At 77.8% G+C, this 21,958-nt stretch carries 19 protein-coding genes; 1 reads left to right on the plus strand and 18 read right to left on the minus strand.

Features of this window, described 5'->3' with window-relative positions:
- Window positions 1-39: 39 nt before the first annotated feature.
- From Q0848_RS07875 to def, 7 genes are all read right to left on the minus strand, one after another.
- Window positions 40-492, minus strand: coding sequence for a PH domain-containing protein (locus Q0848_RS07875; RefSeq protein ID WP_299036544.1), 453 nt, complete (start codon window positions 490-492; stop codon window positions 40-42).
- 38 nt (window positions 493-530) lie between these two features.
- Entirely contained in the window at window positions 531-1,379 is an 849-nt protein-coding gene (gene hisG, locus Q0848_RS07880) for an ATP phosphoribosyltransferase (RefSeq protein ID WP_299036545.1), read from the minus strand.
- A 59-nt stretch (window positions 1,380-1,438) separates the two neighbouring features.
- Window positions 1,439-1,702 carry a phosphoribosyl-ATP diphosphatase gene (locus Q0848_RS07885; protein WP_299036546.1) on the minus strand — a complete coding sequence of 88 codons (264 nt, stop codon included), beginning with the start codon at window positions 1,700-1,702 and terminating at the stop codon, window positions 1,439-1,441.
- 49 nt (window positions 1,703-1,751) lie between these two features.
- Complete coding sequence (gene rpe, locus Q0848_RS07890) at window positions 1,752-2,474, minus strand: ribulose-phosphate 3-epimerase (protein ID WP_299036547.1); 723 nt, start codon at window positions 2,472-2,474, stop codon at window positions 1,752-1,754.
- Between the two features lie 109 nt (window positions 2,475-2,583).
- Window positions 2,584-3,975, minus strand: a complete 1,392-nt coding sequence (locus Q0848_RS07895; RefSeq protein WP_299036548.1) for an RsmB/NOP family class I SAM-dependent RNA methyltransferase — start codon at window positions 3,973-3,975, stop codon at window positions 2,584-2,586.
- A 713-nt stretch (window positions 3,976-4,688) separates the two neighbouring features.
- Window positions 4,689-5,627: a methionyl-tRNA formyltransferase gene (fmt, locus tag Q0848_RS07900; RefSeq protein WP_299036549.1), complete on the minus strand. Its 939-nt coding sequence runs from the start codon at window positions 5,625-5,627 to the stop codon at window positions 4,689-4,691.
- Between the two features lie 3 nt (window positions 5,628-5,630).
- Complete coding sequence (gene def, locus Q0848_RS07905) at window positions 5,631-6,179, minus strand: peptide deformylase (protein WP_299036550.1); 549 nt, start codon at window positions 6,177-6,179, stop codon at window positions 5,631-5,633.
- Between the two features lie 243 nt (window positions 6,180-6,422).
- On the opposite strand from def, the gene Q0848_RS07910 reads away from it, so the two are divergent.
- Window positions 6,423-7,529, plus strand: a complete 1,107-nt coding sequence (locus Q0848_RS07910) for an acyltransferase (protein WP_299036551.1) — start codon at window positions 6,423-6,425, stop codon at window positions 7,527-7,529.
- Between the two features lie 65 nt (window positions 7,530-7,594).
- Here Q0848_RS07910 and Q0848_RS07915 read toward each other — a convergent pair whose 3' ends face one another.
- From Q0848_RS07915 to carA, 11 genes are all read right to left on the minus strand, one after another.
- On the minus strand, window positions 7,595-9,811 hold the full coding sequence (locus tag Q0848_RS07915; RefSeq protein ID WP_366146487.1) for a primosome assembly protein PriA: 2,217 nt from the start codon (window positions 9,809-9,811) through the stop codon (window positions 7,595-7,597).
- 229 nt (window positions 9,812-10,040) lie between these two features.
- On the minus strand, window positions 10,041-11,249 hold the full coding sequence (gene metK / locus Q0848_RS07920) for a methionine adenosyltransferase (protein ID WP_299036737.1): 1,209 nt from the start codon (window positions 11,247-11,249) through the stop codon (window positions 10,041-10,043).
- A gap of 90 nt (window positions 11,250-11,339) precedes the next feature.
- Window positions 11,340-12,689: a phosphopantothenate--cysteine ligase family flavoprotein gene (locus Q0848_RS07925; protein ID WP_299036553.1), complete on the minus strand. Its 1,350-nt coding sequence runs from the start codon at window positions 12,687-12,689 to the stop codon at window positions 11,340-11,342.
- A gap of 169 nt (window positions 12,690-12,858) precedes the next feature.
- Window positions 12,859-13,209: a DNA-directed RNA polymerase subunit omega gene (rpoZ, locus tag Q0848_RS07930; RefSeq protein WP_366146471.1), complete on the minus strand. Its 351-nt coding sequence runs from the start codon at window positions 13,207-13,209 to the stop codon at window positions 12,859-12,861.
- A gap of 125 nt (window positions 13,210-13,334) precedes the next feature.
- Window positions 13,335-13,955, minus strand: coding sequence for a guanylate kinase (gene gmk, locus Q0848_RS07935; RefSeq protein WP_299036554.1), 621 nt, complete (start codon window positions 13,953-13,955; stop codon window positions 13,335-13,337).
- 8 nt (window positions 13,956-13,963) lie between these two features.
- Window positions 13,964-14,278 (minus strand): integration host factor, actinobacterial type, encoded by a 315-nt coding sequence (gene mihF / locus Q0848_RS07940; RefSeq protein ID WP_299036555.1) that lies wholly within the window; start codon window positions 14,276-14,278, stop codon window positions 13,964-13,966.
- Between the two features lie 131 nt (window positions 14,279-14,409).
- The gene (gene pyrF, locus Q0848_RS07945; protein ID WP_366146472.1) at window positions 14,410-15,297 is read right to left on the minus strand and encodes an orotidine-5'-phosphate decarboxylase; all 888 of its coding nucleotides are present in this window, start codon (window positions 15,295-15,297) and stop codon (window positions 14,410-14,412) included.
- Window positions 15,298-15,389: 92 nt separating this feature from the next.
- Window positions 15,390-16,319: a dihydroorotate dehydrogenase gene (locus Q0848_RS07950; RefSeq protein ID WP_366146488.1), complete on the minus strand. Its 930-nt coding sequence runs from the start codon at window positions 16,317-16,319 to the stop codon at window positions 15,390-15,392.
- Between the two features lie 11 nt (window positions 16,320-16,330).
- Window positions 16,331-17,362 carry a hypothetical protein gene (locus Q0848_RS07955; protein ID WP_299036558.1) on the minus strand — a complete coding sequence of 344 codons (1,032 nt, stop codon included), beginning with the start codon at window positions 17,360-17,362 and terminating at the stop codon, window positions 16,331-16,333.
- On the minus strand, window positions 17,359-20,709 hold the full coding sequence (gene carB, locus Q0848_RS07960; RefSeq protein ID WP_299036559.1) for a carbamoyl-phosphate synthase large subunit: 3,351 nt from the start codon (window positions 20,707-20,709) through the stop codon (window positions 17,359-17,361). The genes Q0848_RS07955 and carB overlap by 4 nt, the downstream gene beginning before the upstream one ends.
- A complete protein-coding gene (carA, locus tag Q0848_RS07965) occupies window positions 20,709-21,953 on the minus strand; it encodes a glutamine-hydrolyzing carbamoyl-phosphate synthase small subunit (RefSeq protein ID WP_366146489.1) in 1,245 nt (414 codons plus the stop codon). Before carA ends, carB begins: the two co-directional genes overlap by 1 nt.
- Window positions 21,954-21,958: the final 5 nt, after the last annotated feature.

The following is a 21,958-nucleotide window of genomic DNA, read 5'->3' on the forward strand; positions in this document are numbered from 1 at the left end:
CCCGACGCCGGGGTCCGGTCGCGCGCCCCGGTCGGCGGCTCAGCCGCGGTCGCGGGGCCCGTGCAGCGCGACGAGCGTGGCCAGGCGCTGCGCCTCGGCCTCGGCGGCGGCGCCGTCGGCCCGCTGGACGGCCATGACGGGCAGGACGTCCCCGTCGGACAGGTCGAGCTGCAGCCAGGGCTGCCCACCGCCGAAGCGGACCTCGACCACCTCGGCCCACTCCAGGCGCCGGGACAGGAAGAGGTTGCGGACGGCCAGGCCCTGCTCGTCGACGTGGACGGCGACCATGGCCTGCCGCGCCATGAAGGCGGCCACGAGCGCGCCGATGCCGAGGAAGCCCAGGCGGTCCAGCGGCCCGATGTCGGGCAGCACGAACGCGAGGACCAGCCCGCCCAGCAGCGCCAGGGCGCCGATCACCACGGCGACGACGCGGGCTCGTCGGGGCGCGAAGTCGCGGTGCAGCCGCGCGCGCTCGGACCCCGGCTCGGGCACCCGGTCGTCCCGCCCACGGGGCGCGGAGGGGGCCACGATCAGATCCGGCAGGCGTGGATCGTCGTCATGAGGATGGCGCGCGCGCCGATCTCGTACAGCCTGTCCATCACCGCGTTGACCTCCGAGCGCCGCACCATCGAGCGGACGGCGACGTAGCTGGCGTCGCGCAGCGGCGAGACCGTCGGGGACTCCAGGCCGGGCGTCACCGCGGAGGCGGCGTCCAGGAGGTCGACGTGCACGTCGTAGTCGACCATCACGTACTCGCGGGCCACCAGGACGCCCTGCACGCGGCGCACGAGCACGTCCAGCCCGGCCGGCGCGGGGACCCCCCGGCGCTGCACGAGGACGGCCGAGGACTGCAGGAGCGGGTCGCCGAAGACCTCGAGGCCGGCGGCGCGCAGGGTCGAGCCGGTCTCCACCACGTCGGCGATGACGTCGGCGACCCCGAGCGCCACGGAGACCTCCACGGCGCCGTCGAGGCGCACCACGGACGCCTCGACGCCGAGGTCCGCGAGGTGCGCGCGCACGAGCCCGTCGTAGCTCGTGGCGATGCGGCGCCCGGCGAGCCCCGCGGCGTCCGCGGGCGCCTCCCCGGCGCGGGCGGCGAACCGGAAGGTCGAGGCGGCGAAGCCCAGCTCGAGGGCCTCCTCGGCGTCGGCGCCGGAGTCCAGCAGCAGGTCGCGGCCCGTGATGCCGGCGTCGAGCGTGCCGGCGCCCACGTACAGCGCGATGTCGCGGGGCCGCAGGAAGTACAGCTCCACGTCGTTCACCCGGTCGTGCAGGACGAGCTCGCGACCGGTGCGGCGCTCGGCGTAGCCGGCCTCGCGAAGGAGGGCGGCGGCGGGCTCGGCGAGCGAGCCCTTGTTCGGGACGGCGATGCGCAGCACGAGCGGTGCTCCTCAGGAAGGGCGAGCGGAAGGGGGTGCCGGGGTGGCGGGTGGCCGGCTCAGAGGTGGGCGTAGACGTCCTCGAGCGTCAGGCCGCGGGCGAGCAGCAGCACCTGCAGGTGGTACAGGAGCTGGGAGACCTCCTCGGCGGTGCGCTCGTCGCTCTCGTGCTCGGCGGCCATCCAGACCTCGGCGGCCTCCTCGACGACCTTCTTGCCGATGGAGTGGACCCCCGCGTCCAGCTCGGCGACCGTGCGCGAGCCGTCGGGGCGCTGCTGCGCCTTCGTCGAGAGCTCGGCGAACAGGTCCTCGAAGGTCTTCACGAGGCCCCAGGCTAGAGCGCCGCGCGGGGTGCCCCCCGCGCGGGACCGCTCAGCCCCCGGAGGTGCCGTCCAGGGCGGCGCGGGCCCGCGCTCGCAGGTCGTCGACGGCCGCCGCGGCGTCCTCCTGGCCGTAGACGGCCGAGCCGGCCACGAACACGTCCGCGCCGGCCTCCGCCGCGCGCCCGACCGTCGCGGCGCTGACGCCCCCGTCCACCTGCACGGCGACCTGCAGGTGCGCCGCGGAGATGGCCGCCCGCAGCCGGCGGATCTTGGGCAGCGTGACGTCGAGGAAGGACTGGCCGCCGAAGCCCGGCTCGACGGTCATCACGAGCACCATGTCGACCTCGCCGAGCAGGTCGAACCACGGCTCGACGGGGGTCGCCGGGTTCAGGGCCACCCCCGCCCGCGCGCCGAGGCGGCGCAGCTCGCGCGCCAGCCGGACGGGCGCCGCGGCCGCCTCGGCGTGGAAGGTGACGCCCTGCGCCCCCGCCTCGGCGTACTCCGGGGCCCACCGGTCCGGCGCCTCGACCATGAGGTGGCAGTCCAGGGGCAGCGCGCTCACCTGTGCGAGGCGCTCGACCACGGGCAGCCCGAGCGTGAGGTTGGGGACGAAGTGGTTGTCCATCACGTCCACGTGCACGGCGTCCGCGGTCGAGATGCGGCGCACCTCGGCGGCGAGGTCGGTGAAGTCAGCCGACAGGATGCTCGGGTGGACCCGCAGGTCCCGCTGCGGCGTCGTGGGGCGGTCGGCGTGGCTGTCGGCGTCCGTCACGGCGGGGAGCCTACGAGCCCGGCGACCGCGCCACGCGCCCGAGCGCGGCAGGTGGCGGCCCCTCCTCGCGCTCTGCCACGACGAGGGGTCGCCACCTGCCGGTCGGTCGTCAGGCGGTCCGGCGCAGCAGGGCGACGAACATCGCGTCGGTGCCGTGGGCGTGCGGCCAGAGCTGGGCCGTGCGCCCCGCGCCCGCGGCGTCCTCGAGGACGGCGGGCGCCGTCCCCGGCACGGGGGCGCCCGCCGCGGCGTCCACGGCGGCCGGGGCGTCCAGCAGCTCGACGCCGCCGCGGCGCACGGCGTCGCGCACGACCGCGAGGGTCTCCGCGGGGTGCGGCGAGCACGTCACGTAGGCCACGACGCCGCCGACGCGCACCGCGGCGAGCGCGGAGGCGAGCAGGTCGCGCTGCAGGGGCCCGAGTCCGGCGAGGTCCGAGGGCCGGCGCCGCCACCGCGCCTCGGGACGGCGGCGCAGCGCACCGAGCCCGGTGCACGGGGCGTCGACGAGGACCCTGTCGTAGGCCCCCGGCTCGTCCTCGCCGACCGAGCGCCCGTCCTCGGTGCGCACCTGCACCGCCGGACCGGTCGACAGCGCCTGGGAGACCAGCCGCGCCCGGTGCTCGCTCACCTCGACGGCGACCAGCTCGGCCCCCCGCTGGGCGCCGACGGCCGAGAGCAGCGCCGCCTTGCCGCCCGGGCCCGCGCACAGGTCGAGCCAGCGCTCGTCGCGGCCCTCCAGCGGCGCCGCGGCGAGGGACAGGGCGGCCAGCTGGCTGCCCTCGTCCTGCACGCGCGCCCGTCCGTCCCGGACCGCGGGCAGCGACCCCGGGTCGCCCTCCTCGAGCCGGACCGCCTGCGGCGACCACGCGCCCGCGGTGCTGCGCAGCACCGACGCCCGGGCGGACTCGACGAGCTCGTCGGGGGTCGAGAGCCCCGGGCGCGCCGCGAGGACCACCTCGGGCGCGGTGTTGTCGGCGCGCAGCAGCGCCTCCAGCTCGCCGACGTCGCGGCCGTGCGCGACGAGGGCCTCGCGCATCGCGCGCACGATCCAGCCGGGGTGGCTGTGCAGGACGGCCAGGTGCTCGGCGGCGTCGCTCCCGGCGTCGGGGACGACCTCGGCGGCCCACCCGGCGCGGTCGCGCCCGGCGACCTTGCGCAGCACGGCGTTGGCGAACCCGCCGGGGCCGGGGCCGACGCGCGTGCGCACGAGCCCGACGGTCTGGCTCACGGCCGCGTGCGGCGGGACCCGCGTGGCCAGGAGCTGGTGGACGCCCATGCGCAGCGCGTCGAGCAGCGGCGGGTCCACCTGCTCCAGCGACCGGTCGAGGCAGGCCGCGAGCACGGCGTCGTAGAAGCCGCGGCCGCGCAGGGTCCCGTAGGCGAGCTCGGTGGCCAGGGAGGCCTCGCGCGCGTCGAGGCGGTGGCGCCGCAGCAGCGCGGGCAGCACGAGGTTGGCGTAGGCGTCGTCCTCGCGGACGGCCACCAGGACGTCGAAGGCCACCTCGCGGGCCGGCCCGCCGCCGCGCGAGCGCTGGGACGGCTTCTGGGTGGACCAGCGCTGGCGGTCGGGACCGGTCCGCTCCCCGGCGTCCTCCCCGCCCGAGGCGGGACCGCCCGAGCGCGGGGCGCCCGACGCGGGGCTCCCGGAGCGGGGGCCACCCGCACGGGGACCACCGGACCGGGGAGCACCGGGACCGGAGCCGCCCGTGCGAGGGCCGCCGGCCGCGGGTCCACCGGCGCGCGGACCGCCCGAGGCGGGACCACCCGTGCGCGGAGCACCCGTGCGCGGACCGCCCGAGCGGGTCTCGCCGGACGCGGGTCCACCGGTGCGCGGCCCACCTGAGGCAGGACCGCCCGCGCGCGGCCCACCTGAACGGGGACCGTCGGCACGAGGACCACCGGCACGAGGACCACCTGCACGAGGACCACCGGCACGAGGACCGGGGCCGCCGTCCGTGCCCGTGCCGGGCCGGTCGGGGCGTCCGCCGGCCGGCGAGCCCGGAGCGCCGTCGCGCCGCGGTCCCCGCGCCGACGGGCCCCGGTCGGCGCCGCCGCGGGCGTCGTCACCGCGACCAGGGCCCCCGCGCCCGGCCCCCCCGCGAGGAGGACCCCCGGGGCTGCTGGGACGGCCCCCGCCGGTGCCGCGGCCCCGGCCGTCGCCGCGGCCTCCGCGGCCCGGACCCGCTCCGGCCCCTCGGCCGCTCTCGTCGTCGCTCACGCGCCCTCCCCCAGCACCTCGTCGGCCGCGGGGCGGACGCCCCGGGCCCAGTCCTGCGCCGCCATGGCCCGCTTGCCCGCGGGCTGCACGTCGCCGAGGACGACCGGCGTCGTCCCCGTCCCCACCAGCACGCCCGCCCGCGTGGCGCGCAGCGCCCCCGGCGCGAGCGGCTCCCCCGCGGCGTCGGCGGGAGCCGCAGGCCCCAGGCGCAGCCGCTCGCCGCGGAAGGTCGTCCAGGCGCCGGGTGCCGGCGTGCAGCCCCGCACCCGGCGGTCCACGGCGTCGGCGGTCTCGTCCCAGCGCACCCGAGCGTCCTCGGGGCGCAGCTTCGGGGCCAGCAGCACGCCGTCCTCCGGCTGCGGGACGGGGCGCGCCGCACCGCTCTCCAGCTCGTCGAGGACCCGCACCAGGAGCTCGGCGCCGGTCGGCGCCAGGCGCTCGAGCAGGTCTCCCGCGGTGTCGCGCTCCCCCACCGGCTCGACCAGCGAGCCGAGCACCGGGCCGGTGTCCAGGCCCTCCTCGAGCTGGAAGGCGCAGGCCCCCGTCCGCGCGTCGCCGGCGATCACGGCGTGCTGCACGGGCGCCGCCCCGCGCCAGCGCGGCAGCAGGCTGAAGTGGAGGTTGACCCAGCCGAGGCGGGGAACGTCGAGGGCCCGGCGCGGCACGAGGGCGCCGTAGGCGACGACGGGCACGCAGTCGGGCGCCAGCTCGGCGAGCTCGGCGAGGAAGACCTCGTCGCCGGGCCGCTCGGGCGCCAGCACGGGCAGACCCGCCTCGAGCGCGAGCTCCTTGACCGGGCTGGTGACGGCCCGGCGCCCGCGGCCGGCCCGGGCGTCGGGGCGCGTGACGACGGCGACCACGTCGTGGGAGGAGTCGAGCAGGGCGCGCAGGGACGGCACGGCCGGCGCGGGGGTGCCGGCGAGGACGACGCGCACGGGTCAGGTCACCCGGCCGAAGACGGCGTGCGGGCTCGTGCGCACGACCGGCGCGGGCTCGCCCGCCGCCCAGGCCGCCTCGCGGATGGCCCGCATCGCGAGCTTGCGCTCCTCGCGCTCCATCCGGTCGATGAACAGGATGCCGTCGAGGTGGTCGGTCTCGTGCTGGATGGCCCGCGCCAGCAGCTCGCTCCCCTGCAGGACGACGTCCTCGCCGTGGCTGTCCTGGCCGCGGGCGACGACGTGCAGGCTGCGCCGGGTGCTCGCGAAGACCCCGGGGAAGCTCAGGCACCCCTCGTCGCCCTCCTGGCACTCCTCGGAGAGCTCCAGGCGCGGGTTGACCAGGTGCCCCAGGACGCCGTCGACGTGGTAGGTGAACACGCGGAGGCCGACGCCGATCTGGGGCGCGGCCAGGCCGGCGCCCCGCTGCTCGAGCATCGTGTGCTCGAGGTCGGTGACGAGGCGCTGCAGCTCGCGGTCGAAGTCGACGACCTCGGCGGCGCGCTGGCGCAGGACGGGGTCGCCGAACAGGCGGACGGGCTGGACGGCCACGGGAGAGCCCTTCACTAGCGGCGGGGAGACCCCGAGCGTAGGGGCGCGCACCGACGGCGCTGCGCGCCCCGGGTGCGGCACGGACGGGCGAACCCGCCCGCCCCACCCGCCCCGGACGGGTGCATCGCGCCGGCGACGCGCCGACCTGCCCCCGCTCGGTGCCTAGCGTCACCGCGTGCTGAGAAGACTGCTCGAGCCGCCCCGCGACGCCGAGGGGGGCCGCCGCACGACGGTCGTGACCCGATGAGGGCCCGCTCGGCCAACGTCGACGGCCTCCGGGTCCTCGCGCTCGTGGCCATCGTGGTGGGCCACGTGTACACGGAGTCCGAGCCGGCGGAGCGGCTGGTCCAGAGCTGGCGGCTCCCCCTGTTCTTCGTCCTGGCCGGGTACTTCTGGCGCCCCGGCCTCGCCTGGGTCTCCGACCTGTCCGGGCGCTGGCGCAGCACCGCCGTCCCGTACCTGGCTTGGCTCGCGGTCCTCACCGCCGTGGCGCTCCCGGCGAGCGAGGACCCCGTCGACCGGCTGGTGGAGGCCCTCCTCGGGGGCTCCTACGCCCTCCGGCCGCTCACGACGTTCTGGTTCCTGTCCTGCCTGTTCTTCGCCGCGCTGCTCTACCGGGCCCTGGAGCGGGTGCCCCCCGCGGTGCGCGCAGCGCTCTGCCTCGCGGGTCTCGTCGTGAACGTCCTGGCGGGTGAGCTGCTGGCGCGGGTGCCGCTCAGCGCCGGGACGGCCCTCGGCGCCGTCGCCCTCCTCTGGTGCGGGGACGAGCTCCGCCGTCGGGCGCTGGACCGGCCGGCGCTGACCCGTCGGCGCGCGGCGTGGGCGCTGCTCCTCCCCCCGGTGGTCCTGCTCGCCGTCGTCGACGACTTCACCCCGCTCGACATGGAGGACGGCGAGCTGCCGGTGCTCGCCGTGGTCGTCGCGCTGCTGCTCTCCTGCGGGTTCGTGGTGCTCGCCGACGCGGCGCCGGCGCCGCCGGCGAGGGTGGCCGCGGCCTACCGCGCCCTGACGCGCCCCGCCGTCGTCGTCGTGCTCGTCCACCCCCTGGTGCTCGCCGTCCTGCCGCCGGACTCGGCGCTCCTGCCGTCGCCCGTCGTCGCCGCGCTCGCCTTCGTCCTGCCGCTGGTCCTCGGGCTCGGGCTCGCCGGCACCCGCGCCGCACCCCTGCTGCTCGGTCGACCGAGCACCGGCCGCCTCGGTGCGGGCCCGGCGCAGGCACCGCGCCCTGACGGCCGCCCGGCGCTCGCCGCGGAGGCGAGCGCAGGAGCGCTCGCCGACGGGACGCCGGACGACGGAGGACCACCGGACCGGCACCGGCCGCGGGAGGCGAGGCCACCGGCTGAGGGCTGAGGGCTGAGGGCTGAGGGCTGAGGGCTGAGGGCTGAGGGTCCGCCCCGGGCGCGCCCGGCCGCCGATCACCAGCCCTCGAGCGGGTCCAGCGGGTCGACGACGACGCGGACGGCCGGCTCCTTGCGCGCCGACGTCGTCGCCCGCGCCGCTCTCAGCGCGCCGGCCAGCGCGGCGGCGCGCTCCGGCCCGACCCGCAGCAGGGCCTGCACCGGCTGCATCGCCGCCTCGTCCGGTCCGGTCCCGTCCCGGGCTGCGCCCTCCTGCCCCGCGCTGCCCCGGTCGTCGCCGTCCGACCCCGCACCACCGCGCGGGCGCCCTGCCGCGGGCGCCCGCTGCCCCGGCGCCCCGGGCAGCGCGTCGTCGCCGGCGCGCGGGCGTCGGGACAGCGGCGCGCGGCCCCGGGCGCGACCCGCGGCAGGAGAGGGGCCGGCACCCGAGCCCGCCGCGGCGTCGCCGGCGGCCCCCGAGCCGCTCCCGGCGGCCCCCGGGCCCACCCAGGCGCGCCGCACGACCGGCGCGGGCCCGAGCACGGAGGTGCCCGGGGGCAGCTCGGCGACGGCGAGCAGCGCCCGGACGCCGGCCGCCGGGCCGCTGACGGTCGCGACGGACACCGCCGGCGGCAGGGAGAGCTCGACGCGCTCGGCCAGCTCGCGCTCGGCGTGGCCGCCCGGGTCCCAGCGGACCAGGGCCTGCAGCGGCGCCAGACCGGCCTCGCCGACCGCGAGGACCCGCCCGCCCTCGCCCGCCGGGCGCACGAGGCACGCCGCCTGCAGCCAGCGGCGCAGCGCCTCCTCGGCCGAGCGGAGGTCGGCGCGCGTCAGCAGGGCCCAGGTGTCGAGCAGGAGCGCGGCGCTGTACCCGCCCTCGGCCACGGGCTCGGCGCCCGGGGTGGCCACGACCAGGGCCGGGGCGCTCGGCACCGACGAGAGCACGTCGACGGCGCCGCCCGAGCGGCGCACCGTCGTCCCCGGCAGGGCGCGCCCCAGCTCCTCGGCCGTGCGGCCCGACCCGACGACGAGGGAGCGCAGCGCGCGCCCCCCGCAGTGGGCGCACGCCCACGCGGGCGCCTGCGTGGCGCACCAGCGGCACACCGGGGCGCTGGCGCCCCCGGGCTCGTCGGGCTGGGGCAGGGCCAGCGGCCCGCCGCAGCGCCCGCACCGCGCCGGGTGGCGGCACCGCTGGCACGCCGTGGCCGGCAGGTAGCCGGCCCGGGGCACCTGCACGAGCACGGGGCCGTGCGGCAGCGACTCGCGCACCAGGCGCAGCGCGCTCGCGGGCAGGCGCGCGCCGGGCCCTGCCGGGTCGCGCCCGTCGTCCTCGGCCACGGCGACCCGCGGGGTCCGGGTGCGCACGACGTCGCGCGCCGCGACGACGGGGCGGGCCCAGCCCGTGGCGAGCAGCTGCTGCGCAGCCGCGGTGCGGGCCGGGGAGCCCACCACGGCGGCCGCGCCCACCAGCTGCGCGCGCTCGACGAGCACGTCGCGGGCGTGCGGGTAGGGCGCGCGCGGCTCGACGTGCAGGTCGTCGCCGTCGTCCCAGCAGACGACGAGGCCGAGGTCGGCCACCGGCGCGAGCGCCGCCGCCCGGGTGCCCACGACCACCCGGACGCGGCCGCGCCGCAGGGCGAGGAAGGCGCGGTAGCGGGCCGTCGGCCCGTCGTCCGCCACCAGCCGCACGTGCCGCCCCGGCCCGAGCGCGGCGGTGAGCGCGGCGTCCACCCGGGCGACGTCGCGGTGGTCGGGGACGACGAGCAGCGCGCCGCGGCCACCGGCGAGCGCCGCGGCGGCGAGCACGGCGAGCGCCGCGGCCCAGTCCTCGCCGGGGCCCCCCGGCAGGGCCGTCCACACCGCGCGGGGCGCCCCGCCCGCCGCCGTCCGCGCCACCAGGGCGGGCCCGCCCGCGTAGGCGCGCCAGGGCCCGGGGTCGGGCAGCGGGAGCGGCCCGAGCGGTGGCCCGGGGCGCTCCTCGGTCTCGACGGCAGCGCGTCGCGGGGGCACCGCGAGCCGCAGGACGTCAGCGGTCGTGCCGGCCCAGCGCCGGGCGACGGCGCGGGCGAGGGCGAGCACCTGCGGGTCCAGCACCGGCTCGGCCGAGACGACGCGACGCAGCGGCAGGAGCGCCCCCGCGTGGTCGGTCGTGGCGCGCCGCTCGACGACGAACCCCTCGACCTCGGTGCCGGCGAAGCGCACCCGCACCCGCGCCCCCGGCACCGCCGCCGCCGCGGCGGAGACCGGCACGGCGTAGTCGAAGACCCGGTCCAGGTGCGGCAGCGGGACGTCCAGCACGACGCCGGCGACCGGGTCGACCTCCGCGGCCCCCTCCGGCGCCCGGGGACGGCGTCCGCGCACCGACGCCCGCAGCAGGGAGAGCTGCTCGGGGCCGGTCTCGTCGGCGTCGTCCGCCGCCCCGGTCACGCCCGCTCCCGTCTCCTGCACGACCCGATCCCATCAGCCGCCGCCGACACCGCGCGCGGCCCGTCCCCGGGCGCCGGCTCGGGGCCCGGGCGAGCGGTCAGCCGACCGCCGAGCGCAGCGCCTCGACCCGGTCGGTGCGCTCCCACGTGAGGTCGGGCAGCTCGCGGCCGAAGTGGCCGTAGGCCGCCGTCTGCGCGTAGATCGGACGCAGCAGGTCAAGGTCGCGCACGATCGCCGCCGGACGCAGGTCGAAGACCTCCCGGATCGCCGCGGTGATGCGCTCGAGCGGCACCGTCTGCGTCCCGAAGCACTCGACGTAGAGCCCGACGGGCCGCGCCGCGCCGATGGCGTAGGCCACCTGCACCTCGCAGCGGCGCGCCAGCCCGGCGGCGACGACGTTCTTGGCGACCCAGCGCATGGCGTAGGCGCCGGAGCGGTCGACCTTCGAGGGGTCCTTGCCCGAGAAGGCCCCGCCGCCGTGCCGCGCCATGCCGCCGTAGGTGTCGACGATGATCTTGCGGCCGGTCAGGCCGGCGTCGCCCATGGGGCCGCCGAGCTCGAAGCGCCCCGAGGGGTTGACCAGCAGGCGCACGCCCTCGGTGTCGAGTCCGGTGGTCTCCAGGACGGGCGCGACCACGTGCTCGAGCACGTCCGGGGCGAGCATGCCCTCGAGGGAGACGTCCGCGGCGTGCTGGGTGGAGACGACGACCGTCTCGACCCGGACGGGCCGGTCGCCGTCGTAGCCGATGGTGACCTGCGTCTTGCCGTCCGGGCGCAGGTAGGGCAGCACGCCGGTGCGGCGGACCTCCGCGAGCCGCTCGGCCAGCCGGTGCGCCGTCCAGGCGGGCAGCGGCATGAGCTCGGGGGTGTCGTCGCAGGCGTAGCCGAACATCAGCCCCTGGTCGCCGGCCCCCTGCGCGTCGAGGACGTCCTCGGCGGACTCCCCGCTGCGCTGCTCCCACGCGCTGTCGACGCCGGCGGCGATGTCGGGCGACTGCGCGCCGATCGAGATCTCCACGCCGCACGACGCGCCGTCGAAGCCCTTGGTCGAGCTGTCGTAGCCGATGCGCAGGATCGTCTCGCGGACGATCGAGGGGATGTCGGCGTAGCCCTTGGTCGTCACCTCGCCCGCCACGTGCACGAGCCCGGTGGTCACCATGGTCTCGACGGCGACGCGGCTGCGCGGGTCCTGCGCCAGGAGGGCGTCGAGGATGCCGTCGCTGATCTGGTCGCAGATCTTGTCGGGGTGCCCCTCGGTCACCGACTCGGAGGTGAACAGGCGCAGGTCGGCGGGGGCGGGCGTCATCGCGGGCACGGGGCTCCTCGGGTGCAGCGGCTGCTGGCTGGGCCCGCGGGCGCCCCGCTCGTGCAGCGGCGGAGGGCGGGCTCGATCACCCTAGCCGCGGCGCAGGAGCTCCCCCACGGCGTCCCACACCGCGTCGGCGACGTCCTCCTTGGGCGCGGGGCCGACCGCCCGCTCGGACCCGTCCCGGCCCAGCAGCACGACGGCGTTGTCGGTCGAGCCGAACCCGCGGGCGCCCCCCACCTCGTTGACCACGAGGAGGTCGCAGCCCTTGCGGGCGAGCTTCGCCCGCCCGTGCGCGAGGACGTCGCCGTCGGCGTCGCCCGTCTCGGCGGCGAAGCCGACCACCACCTGCCCCGGCCGCGCCCCGGCGGCCGCCTCGGCGAGCACGTCGGGGTTGCGCACCAGCCGGACGACGGGCGCGTCGTCCGTGGTCGGGTCCTTCTTGATCTTGGTGCCCGCGGCCGACTCAGGCCGGAAGTCCGCGACCGCCGCGGCCATCACCACGACGTCCGCGGTGGCGGCCTCGGCGAGCACCGCGGCGCGCAGCTCGCGGGCGTCGCCGACGTCCACGACCCGCACCCCGGGCGGGGTCGCCACCTCCAGGGGGGCCGCGACGAGCACCACCTCGGCGCCGCGGGCAGCGGCGCGCGCGGCCAGCGCCACGCCCTGGCGCCCGGACGACCGGTTGCCCAGGTAGCGCACGGGGTCCAGCGGCTCGCGGGTGCCCCCGGCCGAGACGACCACCCGGCGACCGGCGAGGTCCCGCCCCGGGGCGTCGGGTCCGGAGCCGTCGGGCAGGGGGGAGCCGGCCGTGGCCGGCGCGGACGCCGGGCGCTCGTCCGGCGCTCCGGAACGGGCGCGGTCCGCGGGCCTCCCGACGCCGTCGGCCAGCAGGGCCAGGGCCGCGGCGTGGACCTCCTCCGGCTCCGGCAGCCGCCCGGGTCCCGAGTCGGCGCCCGTGAGGCGACCCACCGCCGGCTCCAGGACGTGCGTGCCGCGCTCGCGCAGCAGCGCCACGTTGGCGCGGGTGGCGGGGTGGAGCCACATCTCGGTGTGCATCGCCGGGGCCAGGAGCACCGGGCACGTGGCCGTGAGCAGCGTCGTGGTGAGGAGGTCGTCCGCGAGGCCCGCGGCCGCGCGGGCGAGCAGGTCGGCGGTGGCCGGCGCGACCACGACGAGGTCGGCCTCGCGGCCGAGGCGCACGTGCGGCACCTCGTGGACGTCGTCCCAGACGTCGGTGGCAGCCGGGTGCCCGGACAGGGCGGCCCACGTGGGGGCGCCGACGAAGCGCAGCGCCGCCGCCGTCGGGACGACGCGGACGTCGGCCCCGCCCTCGGCGAGCAGGCGCAGGAGCGAGGCCGCCTTGTAGGCGGCGATGCCCCCGCCGACGCCGAGGACGACGCGCGGCCGGCGCGCCGTGCTCGACGGGTCGGGCCCCACCGCGCCCCCCGCCCCCGCGGGTCCGCCGTCCCGCGTGGGACCCCCCGCCTCACCCGGACCGACGGCCGCACCGCCGGGAGGACGGGCGCTGCTGGGGTCGGTCACGGGCGGGTCCCCTCGAGGGAGCGGAGCACGGCGGGGGCGGAGCGCGCAGGAGCAGCCGGTGGGGTCAGCCCTCGGCGGGGACGTCCTGGGGGTCGATCGGCTCGTCGACGCCGCCGTCCTCGGCGATCTCGAGGCCCTCGACGACCTCGCCCTCGCCGTCGGAGGGACGGATCGTCAGCATGCCGGCGTCGATCTCGCGCAGCGCGACCGACAGCGGCTTCTCCTGCACGTGGGTCTCCACGAGCGGGCCGACGTTCTCGAGCAGGCCCTCGGAGAGCTGGGAGTAGTAGGCGTTGATCTGACGGGCCCGCTTGGCGCCGTAGATGACCAGCGCGTACTTGGAGTCGGCGGCCTTGAGCAGGTCGTCGATGGGCGGGTCGGTGATGCCCTCGGGGGCGGCGCTCGTTCCGGACACGTGTCCTCCTGCAGTCGTGGGCGCTGCGCGCGGGCGCTCGCCCCTGTCGTCTCGTGCGTGTCTCGTGCGTGCCGTCGTGCTCGCCGCCGGCGCGTCGCGCCGGCGCTCCCGCGGGAGCGGGGCCCTCAGCGCCCGGTGGCGCCGTCGTCGCGCCCGTCGGCGGCGGCGGGGCCGCGCAGCGGCTCCAGGCCCATCGATGATACGAGGTCGTCGCCGGCCTGCCGGACATCCGCGTTGACGACGGTCACGTCGAACTCCGGCTCGGCCGCCAGCTCGGTGCGCGCGGTGGCCAGCCGGCGCTCCCGCTCCGCCTCGTCCTCGGTGCCGCGACCGACCAGGCGCCGCACGAGCTCGTCCCAGGACGGCGGGGCCAGGAAGACGAACCGCGCGTCCGGCATGGACTCGCGCACCTGGCGCGCGCCCTGCAGGTCGATCTCGAGCAGCGCCGGCCTCCCCTGGGCCAGGACCTCCTCGACGGGGCGGCGGGGCGTGCCGTAGCGGTGCCGGCCGTGGACGACGGCCCACTCGAGCAGCTCGCCGGCGGCGGCCATGCGGTCGAACTCGGCCTCGTCGACGAAGTGGTAGTGCACGCCCTCGACCTCGCCCGGCCTCGGCGCCCGCGTCGTGGCCGAGACCGACAGCCAGACCTGCGGGTAGCGGAGGCGGACGTCGGCGGAGACCGTGCCCTTCCCCACGGCCGTCGGACCGGCGAGGACGGTGAGGCGCGCGGCGGTGGCTGCGTCCACGAGGCGGCTCAGCGCCCGAAGCGCTCGACGAGCGCGGAGATCTGGTGGGCGCCGAGACCGCGGACCCGCCGCGACTCCGAGATGCCGACCTCCTCCATGATCTTGCGCGCCGTGACGCGCCCGACCCCGGGCATGGACTCCAGCAGCGCGCTGACCTTCATCTTGCCGACGACGTCGTCGGTCTGGCCGTCCTGCACCACCTGCTCCAGCGAGCCCTGGCCGTACTTGAGGCGGTTCTTGATCTCCGCGCGCGCGCGGCGGGCCTGGGCCGCCTTCTCGAGCGCCGCAGCGCGCTGCTCGTCGGTCAGGTGCGGGAGCGGCACGGCGGGTCCACCTCGTGGCAGCAGGGTCAGGGGCGTGCAGCGCGGGGGCGGCTCGGGCGTCCTGCGTCCCTCCCCCGGGAGCGGTGCGACGCTAGCGACTCCGGCGCGCGAGCGACACCGAGGGGGCGCGGTCAGCCCAGGGCGGCGGCGCAGCGCTCGGCGAGGTCGCGGGCGGCGGCCCGCACGTCGGCGGCGCGCGGCCCCGCGGCGAGCACCCCGCGGCTGGACGTCGCGAGCACCTGGCGGCGCGCGGCGCCGAAGACGGCGGCCAGCTCGGCCGGGCCGGCGCCCTGGGCCCCCACGCCGGGGGCGAGCAGCGGGGCCGCGGTCGCGGGCAGGTCCAGGCCCAGGCGCGCGGCGGCGTCGCCCGTCGTGGCCCCGACGACGAGCCCCACGGACCCGAGGGCCCCCCGCCGGACCGCCGCCGCGTTCTCCTGCGCCACCCCGCGGGCCACGGCAGCGGCGACCGGGACGCCGTCGTCGGTGCGCGCGTGCTGCACGGACGCGCCCTCGGGGTTGGACGTCAGGGCCAGCACGAAGGCGCCGCGCCCGGTGGACGCCGCGAGGTCCAGCGCCGGCCGCAGCGAGCCCAGGCCGAGGTAGGGCGAGAGCGTGACGGCGTCGGCCGCGAGCGGGGCGCCGTCGAGCAGGTGCGCCTGCGCGTAGGCCGCCATGGTGCTGCCGACGTCGCCCCGCTTCACGTCGAGGACCGACAGCGTGCCGGCGGCCGCCAGCTCGGCCAGCAGCCGCTCCAGGACGGCGACGCCGCGGCTGCCGTGGCGCTCGAAGAAGGCCGACTGCGGCTTCACGGCCGCCACCGCGCCGCCCAGCGCTTCCGCGCACGTCAGGGCGAAGCGCTCGAGGCCCGTGGGGTCGTCGGGCAGGCCCCACGCCGCGAGCAGCTCCGGGTGCGGGTCGACGCCCACCGCCAGCGGGCCGTGCGCGTCCATCGCCGCGCGCAGGCGGTCGCCGAAGGGCGCCGCCGCGCCGGTCCTCGTCTCGGGGTCCACGGCCCCCATCCCACCAGTCTCCGTCCGCCCAGCGCCCATCCCACCGATCCGGACCCCACCCGCGCTGGCCCTCCCCTCACCGCGGGGGCGCTCCGGCGCCGTCACGGCCGGTGGGCGTAGCCGACGGCCTCGGCCACCGAGGCGAAGGAGCGCTCGGCGAGCATCGCCGCGAGCTCCTCGGCGACCCGGCCGGGCGTCGTCGGGTCGGCGAAGACGGCGGTGCCGACCTGCACGGCGCTGGCACCGGCGAGCAGGAGCTGGAGGGCGTCCGCGCCGCTGGCCACCCCGCCGGTGCCCACGACCGGGGCCTGGGGCAGCAGCCCCGCGAGCATCGCCGCACGCAGCTGCCACACGCACCGCACGGCGACGGGGCGGATGGCGGGCCCGGACAGCCCACCGGTGGTGACTGCGAGCCGCGGGCGCATGGTCCGCACGTCGACGTCCACCCCGAGCAGCGTGTTGATCGCCGTCAGACCGCTGGCGCCGGCCTCGAGGCAGGCCCGGGCGATCCCCACCAGGTCGGTGACGTCGGGCGAGAGCTTGGCCAGCAGGACGACGTCGTCCCCGACGGCGGCCCGCACGGCGCCCAGCACCGCGGCGCTGCTCGCCGGGTCGCAGGCGAAGACCAGACCGCGGTTGGCGACGTTGGGGCAGGAGATGTTGACCTCCAGCGCCGCCACGCCCGGGGCGCCGACGACCCGTCGGGCCACCTCGGCGAACTCCTCGGGGTCCCCGCCGGCGACGGAGACCACCGCGGTGGCGCCGCGCTCGGCGAGCCAGGGCAGGTCGTGCTCCACGAGCGCGTCGACGCCGCCGCCCTGCAGGCCGATCGAGTTGAGCATCCCGGCGGGCGTCTCGGCCATGCGCGGCGTCGGGCGCCCCGAGCGCGGCGCGAGCATGACCGACTTGGTGACCACGGCGCCGAGCGCCGCGACGTCGGTGAAGGCGTCGAGCTCGCGCCCGGCCGCGGCGCACCCGGAGGCCGTCATGACCGGCGAGCGCAGGGGTGCGCCCGCGAGGTCGACGGCCATGTCCACGGCGCTCACGAGCGCGCCCCGGTGGCGGGCCCGGCGACGGACCCGGGCTGGACGGCGTCCCCGCCGGCCGGCGGGACCGGCGACGGCGCGCCGACGGCGTCCGCGGGCACGCGCGCCCCGACGCCGGCGGGGCGCTGGGGCGCCGGGGCGCCGATGGCGTCCCAGCGGAGGCGATCGCCCGCGAAGACCGGGCCCTCGGTGCACGCCCGCACCATCCGGGTCGCCCCGTCCTCGCCGACGACGGGCAGCACGCAGGTCATGCAGACGCCGATGCCGCAGGCCATGGACTCCTCGGTGGCCAGCTGCGTGGCCGCCCCGGCGGCCGCGGCGACCTCGTGGACGGCGCGGAGCATCGCCATGGGGCCGCACGCGAAGACGTGCCGGCGGCCGGCGGCCGGCTCGGCCAGGAGGCCGGCGAGGACGTCGGTGACCCGCCCGCGCACGCCGGCGGAGCCGTCCTCGGTGGCCACGTGGACGCGGTCGACCGGCGCCGACGGCGTGCCCGCGGGCGTGTCCTGGGCCAGCAGGCGGCACGAGTCCCCCGCGCCCACGACCAGGTCGACGGCGCTGCCGCGGGCGCGCAGGGCCGCGCCCAGCCACGCCAGCGGCGCGGCGCCGTAGCCGCCCCCGACGAGGACGACGCCCTCCCCCGCGGGCGGCAGCGCGAAGGGACGCCCCAGCGGGGCGAGCACGGGCAGCTCGTCGCCCGCGCGCAGGGCGGCGATGCGGGCGGTGCCCGGCCCGGCGGCGGCCACGACGAGCACCAGCTCGCCGGCCGCCGGGTCCGCCGAGGAGATCGAGAACGACCGCCGCAGCAGCATCCCCGTGTCGCCGGTCGAGCAGGCCGCGAACTGCCCGGGCCGCGCGGACGCCGCCGCGCCGGGGGCGGCGAGGACGAGCCGCGCGTAGGCGCCCACCGGCTCGGCCGAGACCACGCGCGCCCGCTCGCTCACCGCGCCGGCGGGAGGGACGGCCTCGTCGCCGACGACGTCGCCCTCCCCCGGCCCGCGCGGCGGCCCGCCGACCTCGGGGCTCACGCCGACGTCCCGGCCGCCCGCTGCCCCCACACGCGGCCCAGCGCCTCGGCGTGCTCCTGCAGGCTCGTCACGCGGACGACGCCGCTGCGCGCCGCGTCGATGCTCTGCACCGCGGCCGAGAGCTGCTGCACCGTCGTGATGATCGGGCGGTCCATGGCCGTCGTCGCCGCGCGGATCTCGTACCCGTCCGCCCGCGCCGCCGTGCCGGACGGCGTGTTGACGACGACGTCGACGTCCCCGTCGAGGATGCGCTGCACCACCGTGCGCTCCCCCGGCGCGCCGTCCCTGGACGGCCCCGGCCCGGCGCTGTGCTTGCGCACGACCGTGCTCGGGATCCCGTTGCGCGCCAGCACCTCCGCGGTGCCCTCCGTGGCGAGCACCTCGAAGCCCAGGTCCACGAGGCGCTTGACCGGCAGCACCAGGGCGCGCTTGTCGCGGTCGGCGACGGAGACGAAGACCCGTCCGTCCGTGGGCAGCCCGCCGTAGGCGGCGGTCTGGGACTTGGCGAACGCCGCCGGGAAGTCGACGTCGATGCCCATCACCTCTCCGGTGGAACGCATCTCGGGCCCGAGCAGGGAGTCGACGACCTCCCCCGCCGGCGTGCGGAACCGCTTGAACGGCAGCACGGCCTCCTTGACGGCGACCGGTGCGCCCAGCGGCAGCGACCCGCCGTCACCGCGCTCGGGCAGCAGGCCCTCCGCGCGCAGCTCGGCGATGCTGGCGCCGAGCATCACGCGGGCGCAGGCCTTCGCGAGCTGCACGCCGGTGGCCTTGGCGACGAAGGGCACCGTCCGGCTGGCCCGCGGGTTGGCCTCCAGCACGTGGAGCACGTCGCCGGCCAGGGCGAACTGCACGTTGAGCAGGCCCCGGACCCCGACGCCCCGGGCGATGGCCTCGGTGCAGCGGCGCACGCGCTCGATCTCGCGGCGGCCCAGCGTCGCGGGCGGCAGCACGCAGGCGGAGTCGCCGGAGTGCACGCCCGCCTCCTCGATGTGCTCCATGACGCCGCCGAGGTACATCTCCTCGCCGTCGAAGAGCGCGTCGACGTCGATCTCGATGGCGTCCTCGAGGAACCGGTCCACCAGCAGCGGGTGGTCGGGGCTGACGACGACGCCGGTGCGCCGCGCCCGGTCGACGTAGCCGGCCAGCGTGGGCTCGTCGTAGACGATCTCCATGCCGCGCCCGCCGAGCACGAACGACGGGCGCACGAGCACCGGGTAGCCGATCTCGGCGGCCACGGCCACGGCCTCCTCCGCGGAGGCCGCCGTCCCCCACCGCGGCGAGCTCAGCCCGGCCTGGGCGAGGACGCGCCCGAAGGCGCCGCGGTCCTCGGCGAGGTCGATGGCCGACGGCGAGGTGCCGACGATCGGCACGCCGGCCGCCTCGAGGCCGCGGGCCAGGCCCAGCGGCGTCTGCCCGCCCAGCTGGACGACGACGCCCACGAGCTCGCCGCTGCGCTGCTCCGCGGCCACGACCTCCAGGACGTCCTCGAGGGTCAGCGGCTCGAAGTACAGCCGGTCGGAGGTGTCGTAGTCGGTGGAGACCGTCTCGGGGTTGCAGTTGACCATCACGGTCTCGTAGCCGGCGTCGCGCAGCGCGAAGGCGGCGTGCACGCAGGAGTAGTCGAACTCCACGCCCTGGCCGATGCGGTTGGGCCCCGAGCCGAGGATGACGACCTTGCGCCGCCCGCTGGGGGCGACCTCGTCCTCGGTGTCGTAGGAGGAGTAGTGGTACGGCGTCGTGGCCGCGAACTCGGCGGCGCAGGTGTCCACGGTCTTGTAGACCGGGCGCACCCCGAGGGCGTGGCGCACCCCGCGGACGACGTCCTCGGGCATCGAGCGCAGCGAGCCGATCTGGGCGTCGGAGAAGCCCGAGCGCTTGGCGCGCGCCAGCAGGTCCACCGACAGCTCCGGCGCCCCCGCCAGCTCGGCGGCGACCTCCTCGATGCCCGCCATCTCCTCGAGGAACCACGGGTCGATGCCCGTGGCCTCGTGCAGCGCCTCGACGTCCACCCCGGCGCGCAGCGCCTGCTGCACCGCCACGATGCGCCCGTCCGTGGGCACGGCCACCTCGGCCATGAGCGAGTCGAGCTCCTCCGGGCCGGCCGGGGCGTCGTCCCAGTGGAAGGAGGAGCCGCGCTTCTCCAGGGAGCGCAGCGCCTTCTGCAGCGCCTCGGGGAAGCTGCGGCCGATGGCCATGGCCTCACCGACGCTCTTCATCGTCGTCGTCAGCGACGCGTCGGCGGCCGGGAACTTCTCGAAGGCGAAGCGCGGCACCTTGACGACGACGTAGTCGAGGCTCGGCTCGAAGCTCGCCGGCGTCTTCTCGGTGATGTCGTTGGGGATCTCGTCGAGCGTGTAGCCCACGGCGAGGCGCGCGGCGATCTTGGCGATGGGGAAGCCCGTCGCCTTGGACGCCAGCGCCGAGCTGCGCGAGACGCGCGGGTTCATCTCGATGACGACCATGCGCCCGTCGCGGGGGTCCACGGCGAACTGGATGTTGCAGCCGCCGGTGTCCACGCCGACCGCCCGGATGACCGCGATCGCGACGTCGCGCATGTGCTGGTACTCGCGGTCGGTCAGCGTCATCGCCGGGGCCACGGTGATCGAGTCACCCGTGTGCACGCCCATCGGGTCGAGGTTCTCGATCGAGCACACGACGACGACGTTGTCCTTGGCGTCGCGCATCAGCTCGAGCTCGTACTCCTTCCACCCCAGGATCGACTCCTCGAGCAGCACCGAGCTGGTCGGGCTCGCGCGCAGGCCGGCGCCCGCGAAGCGCTCGAGCTCGGCCTCGTCGTGGGCGAAGCCCGAGCCGAGCCCGCCCATGGTGAACGAGGGGCGCACGACGACGGGGTAGCCCAGCTCGGCGGCCGCGGCCTTGGCCTCCTCCAGGGTGTGCGCCATGGCGCTGCGGGCGCTCTCGGCGCCGCAGCTCTCCACGATCTCCTTGAAGACCTGGCGGTCCTCGCCCTTCTGGATGGCCGCGACATCGGCCCCGATGAGCTCGACGCCGTACTTCTCCAGGACGCCGGCCTCGTGCAGCGAGATGGCCGTGTTGAGCGCCGTCTGGCCGCCGAGGGTCGCCAGCACCGCGTCGGGGCGCTCCTTGGCGATGACCGCCTCGACGAACTCCGGGGTGATCGGCTCGACGTAGGTGGCGTCGGCGAACTCCGGGTCGGTCATGATCGTGGCCGGGTTGGAGTTGACGAGGACGACCCGCAGGCCCTCCGCGCGCAGGACCCGGCACGCCTGGGTGCCCGAGTAGTCGAACTCCGACGCCTGCCCGATGACGATCGGGCCGGAGCCGATGACGAGGACGGACCTCAGGTCGTCGCGACGGGGCATCAGGCGCTCTCCTCGGTGCTGGTCGTGCTGCTCTGGGGACCCGTCGCGGCGGTGCCCTCGCCCTTGGCCGGGCTCTGCGCGCTGGGGGTGTCCGGGGTCCGCTCCGGGGCGGCCATGAGGTCGCAGAAGCGGTCGAACAGGTACCCGGCGTCGTGCGGGCCGGCCGCGGCCTCCGGGTGGTACTGGACGCTGAAGGCCGGCCCGTCGAGCAGGCGCAGCCCCTCGACGACGCGGTCGTTGAGGCACCAGTGGCTGACCTCGGCGCGGCCGAACGGGGTGTCGAAGGGCTCCCCGATCGGGGCGTCGACGGCGAAGCCGTGGTTGTGCGCGGTGATCTCCACCGAGCCCGTGGCCGTGTCGAGCACCGGCTGGTTCACGCCGCGGTGGCCGTAGACGAGCTTGTAGGTGCCCAGGTCGAGCGCCCGGCCGAGCAGCTGGTTGCCGTAGCAGATGCCGAAGAAGGGCACCTTCCGCGCGAGGACGTCGCGCAGCACGCCGACCTCGTGCTCGGCGGCCGCGGGGTCGCCGGGGCCGTTGGAGTAGAAGACGCCGTGCGGCTCGAGCGCCAGCACCTCCTCCGTCGTCGCCGAGGAGGGCAGCACGTGCACCCGCACGCCGCGCTGGGCCAGGTGCCAGGGCGTGCGCGACTTGATGCCGAGGTCCAGGGCCACCACGGTCATCGGACGCCCGTCGGCGCCGCGGCGGGGCTCGCCCACGGCCTCGACCAGGTACGGCTCCGGCGTCGTCACCTCGCCGGCCAGGTCGGCGCCCGTCATCACCGGGGCGTCGAGCACCCGCACGAGCAGCTCGGAGGGCTCCAGCCGGCGCCCGGTGACGGGCTCGCGCAGCGCGTCCCCGGAGAAGACGCCGACCCGCATGGCGCCGCGCTCGCGCAGGTGCCGGGTGAGGGCGCGGGTGTCCACGCCGCTGATGCCGACGACGCCCTGCTCGGCCAGCTCGTCCTCCAGCGCCCGGCGGCTGCGCCAGCTCGACGGCCGGCGCGCGGGGTCGCGGACGACGAAGCCCGAGACCCAGATGCGCCGGCTCTCGCCGTCCTCGTCGTTGACGCCCGTGTTGCCGATGTGCGGGGCCGTCATGACGACGACCTGCCGGTGGTAGGAGGGGTCGGTGAGCGTCTCCTGGTAGCCGGTCATCGCGGTGCAGAAGACCGCCTCGCCGACCGTGGAGCCGCTCGCCCCGTACGCGCGGCCCGGGAAGGACCGCCCGTCCTCCAGCACCAGCACCGCCT

Origin of the sequence: uncultured Pseudokineococcus sp. (genome assembly GCF_947495735.1) — a bacterium.
Lineage (GTDB): Bacteria > Actinomycetota > Actinomycetes > Actinomycetales > Quadrisphaeraceae > Pseudokineococcus.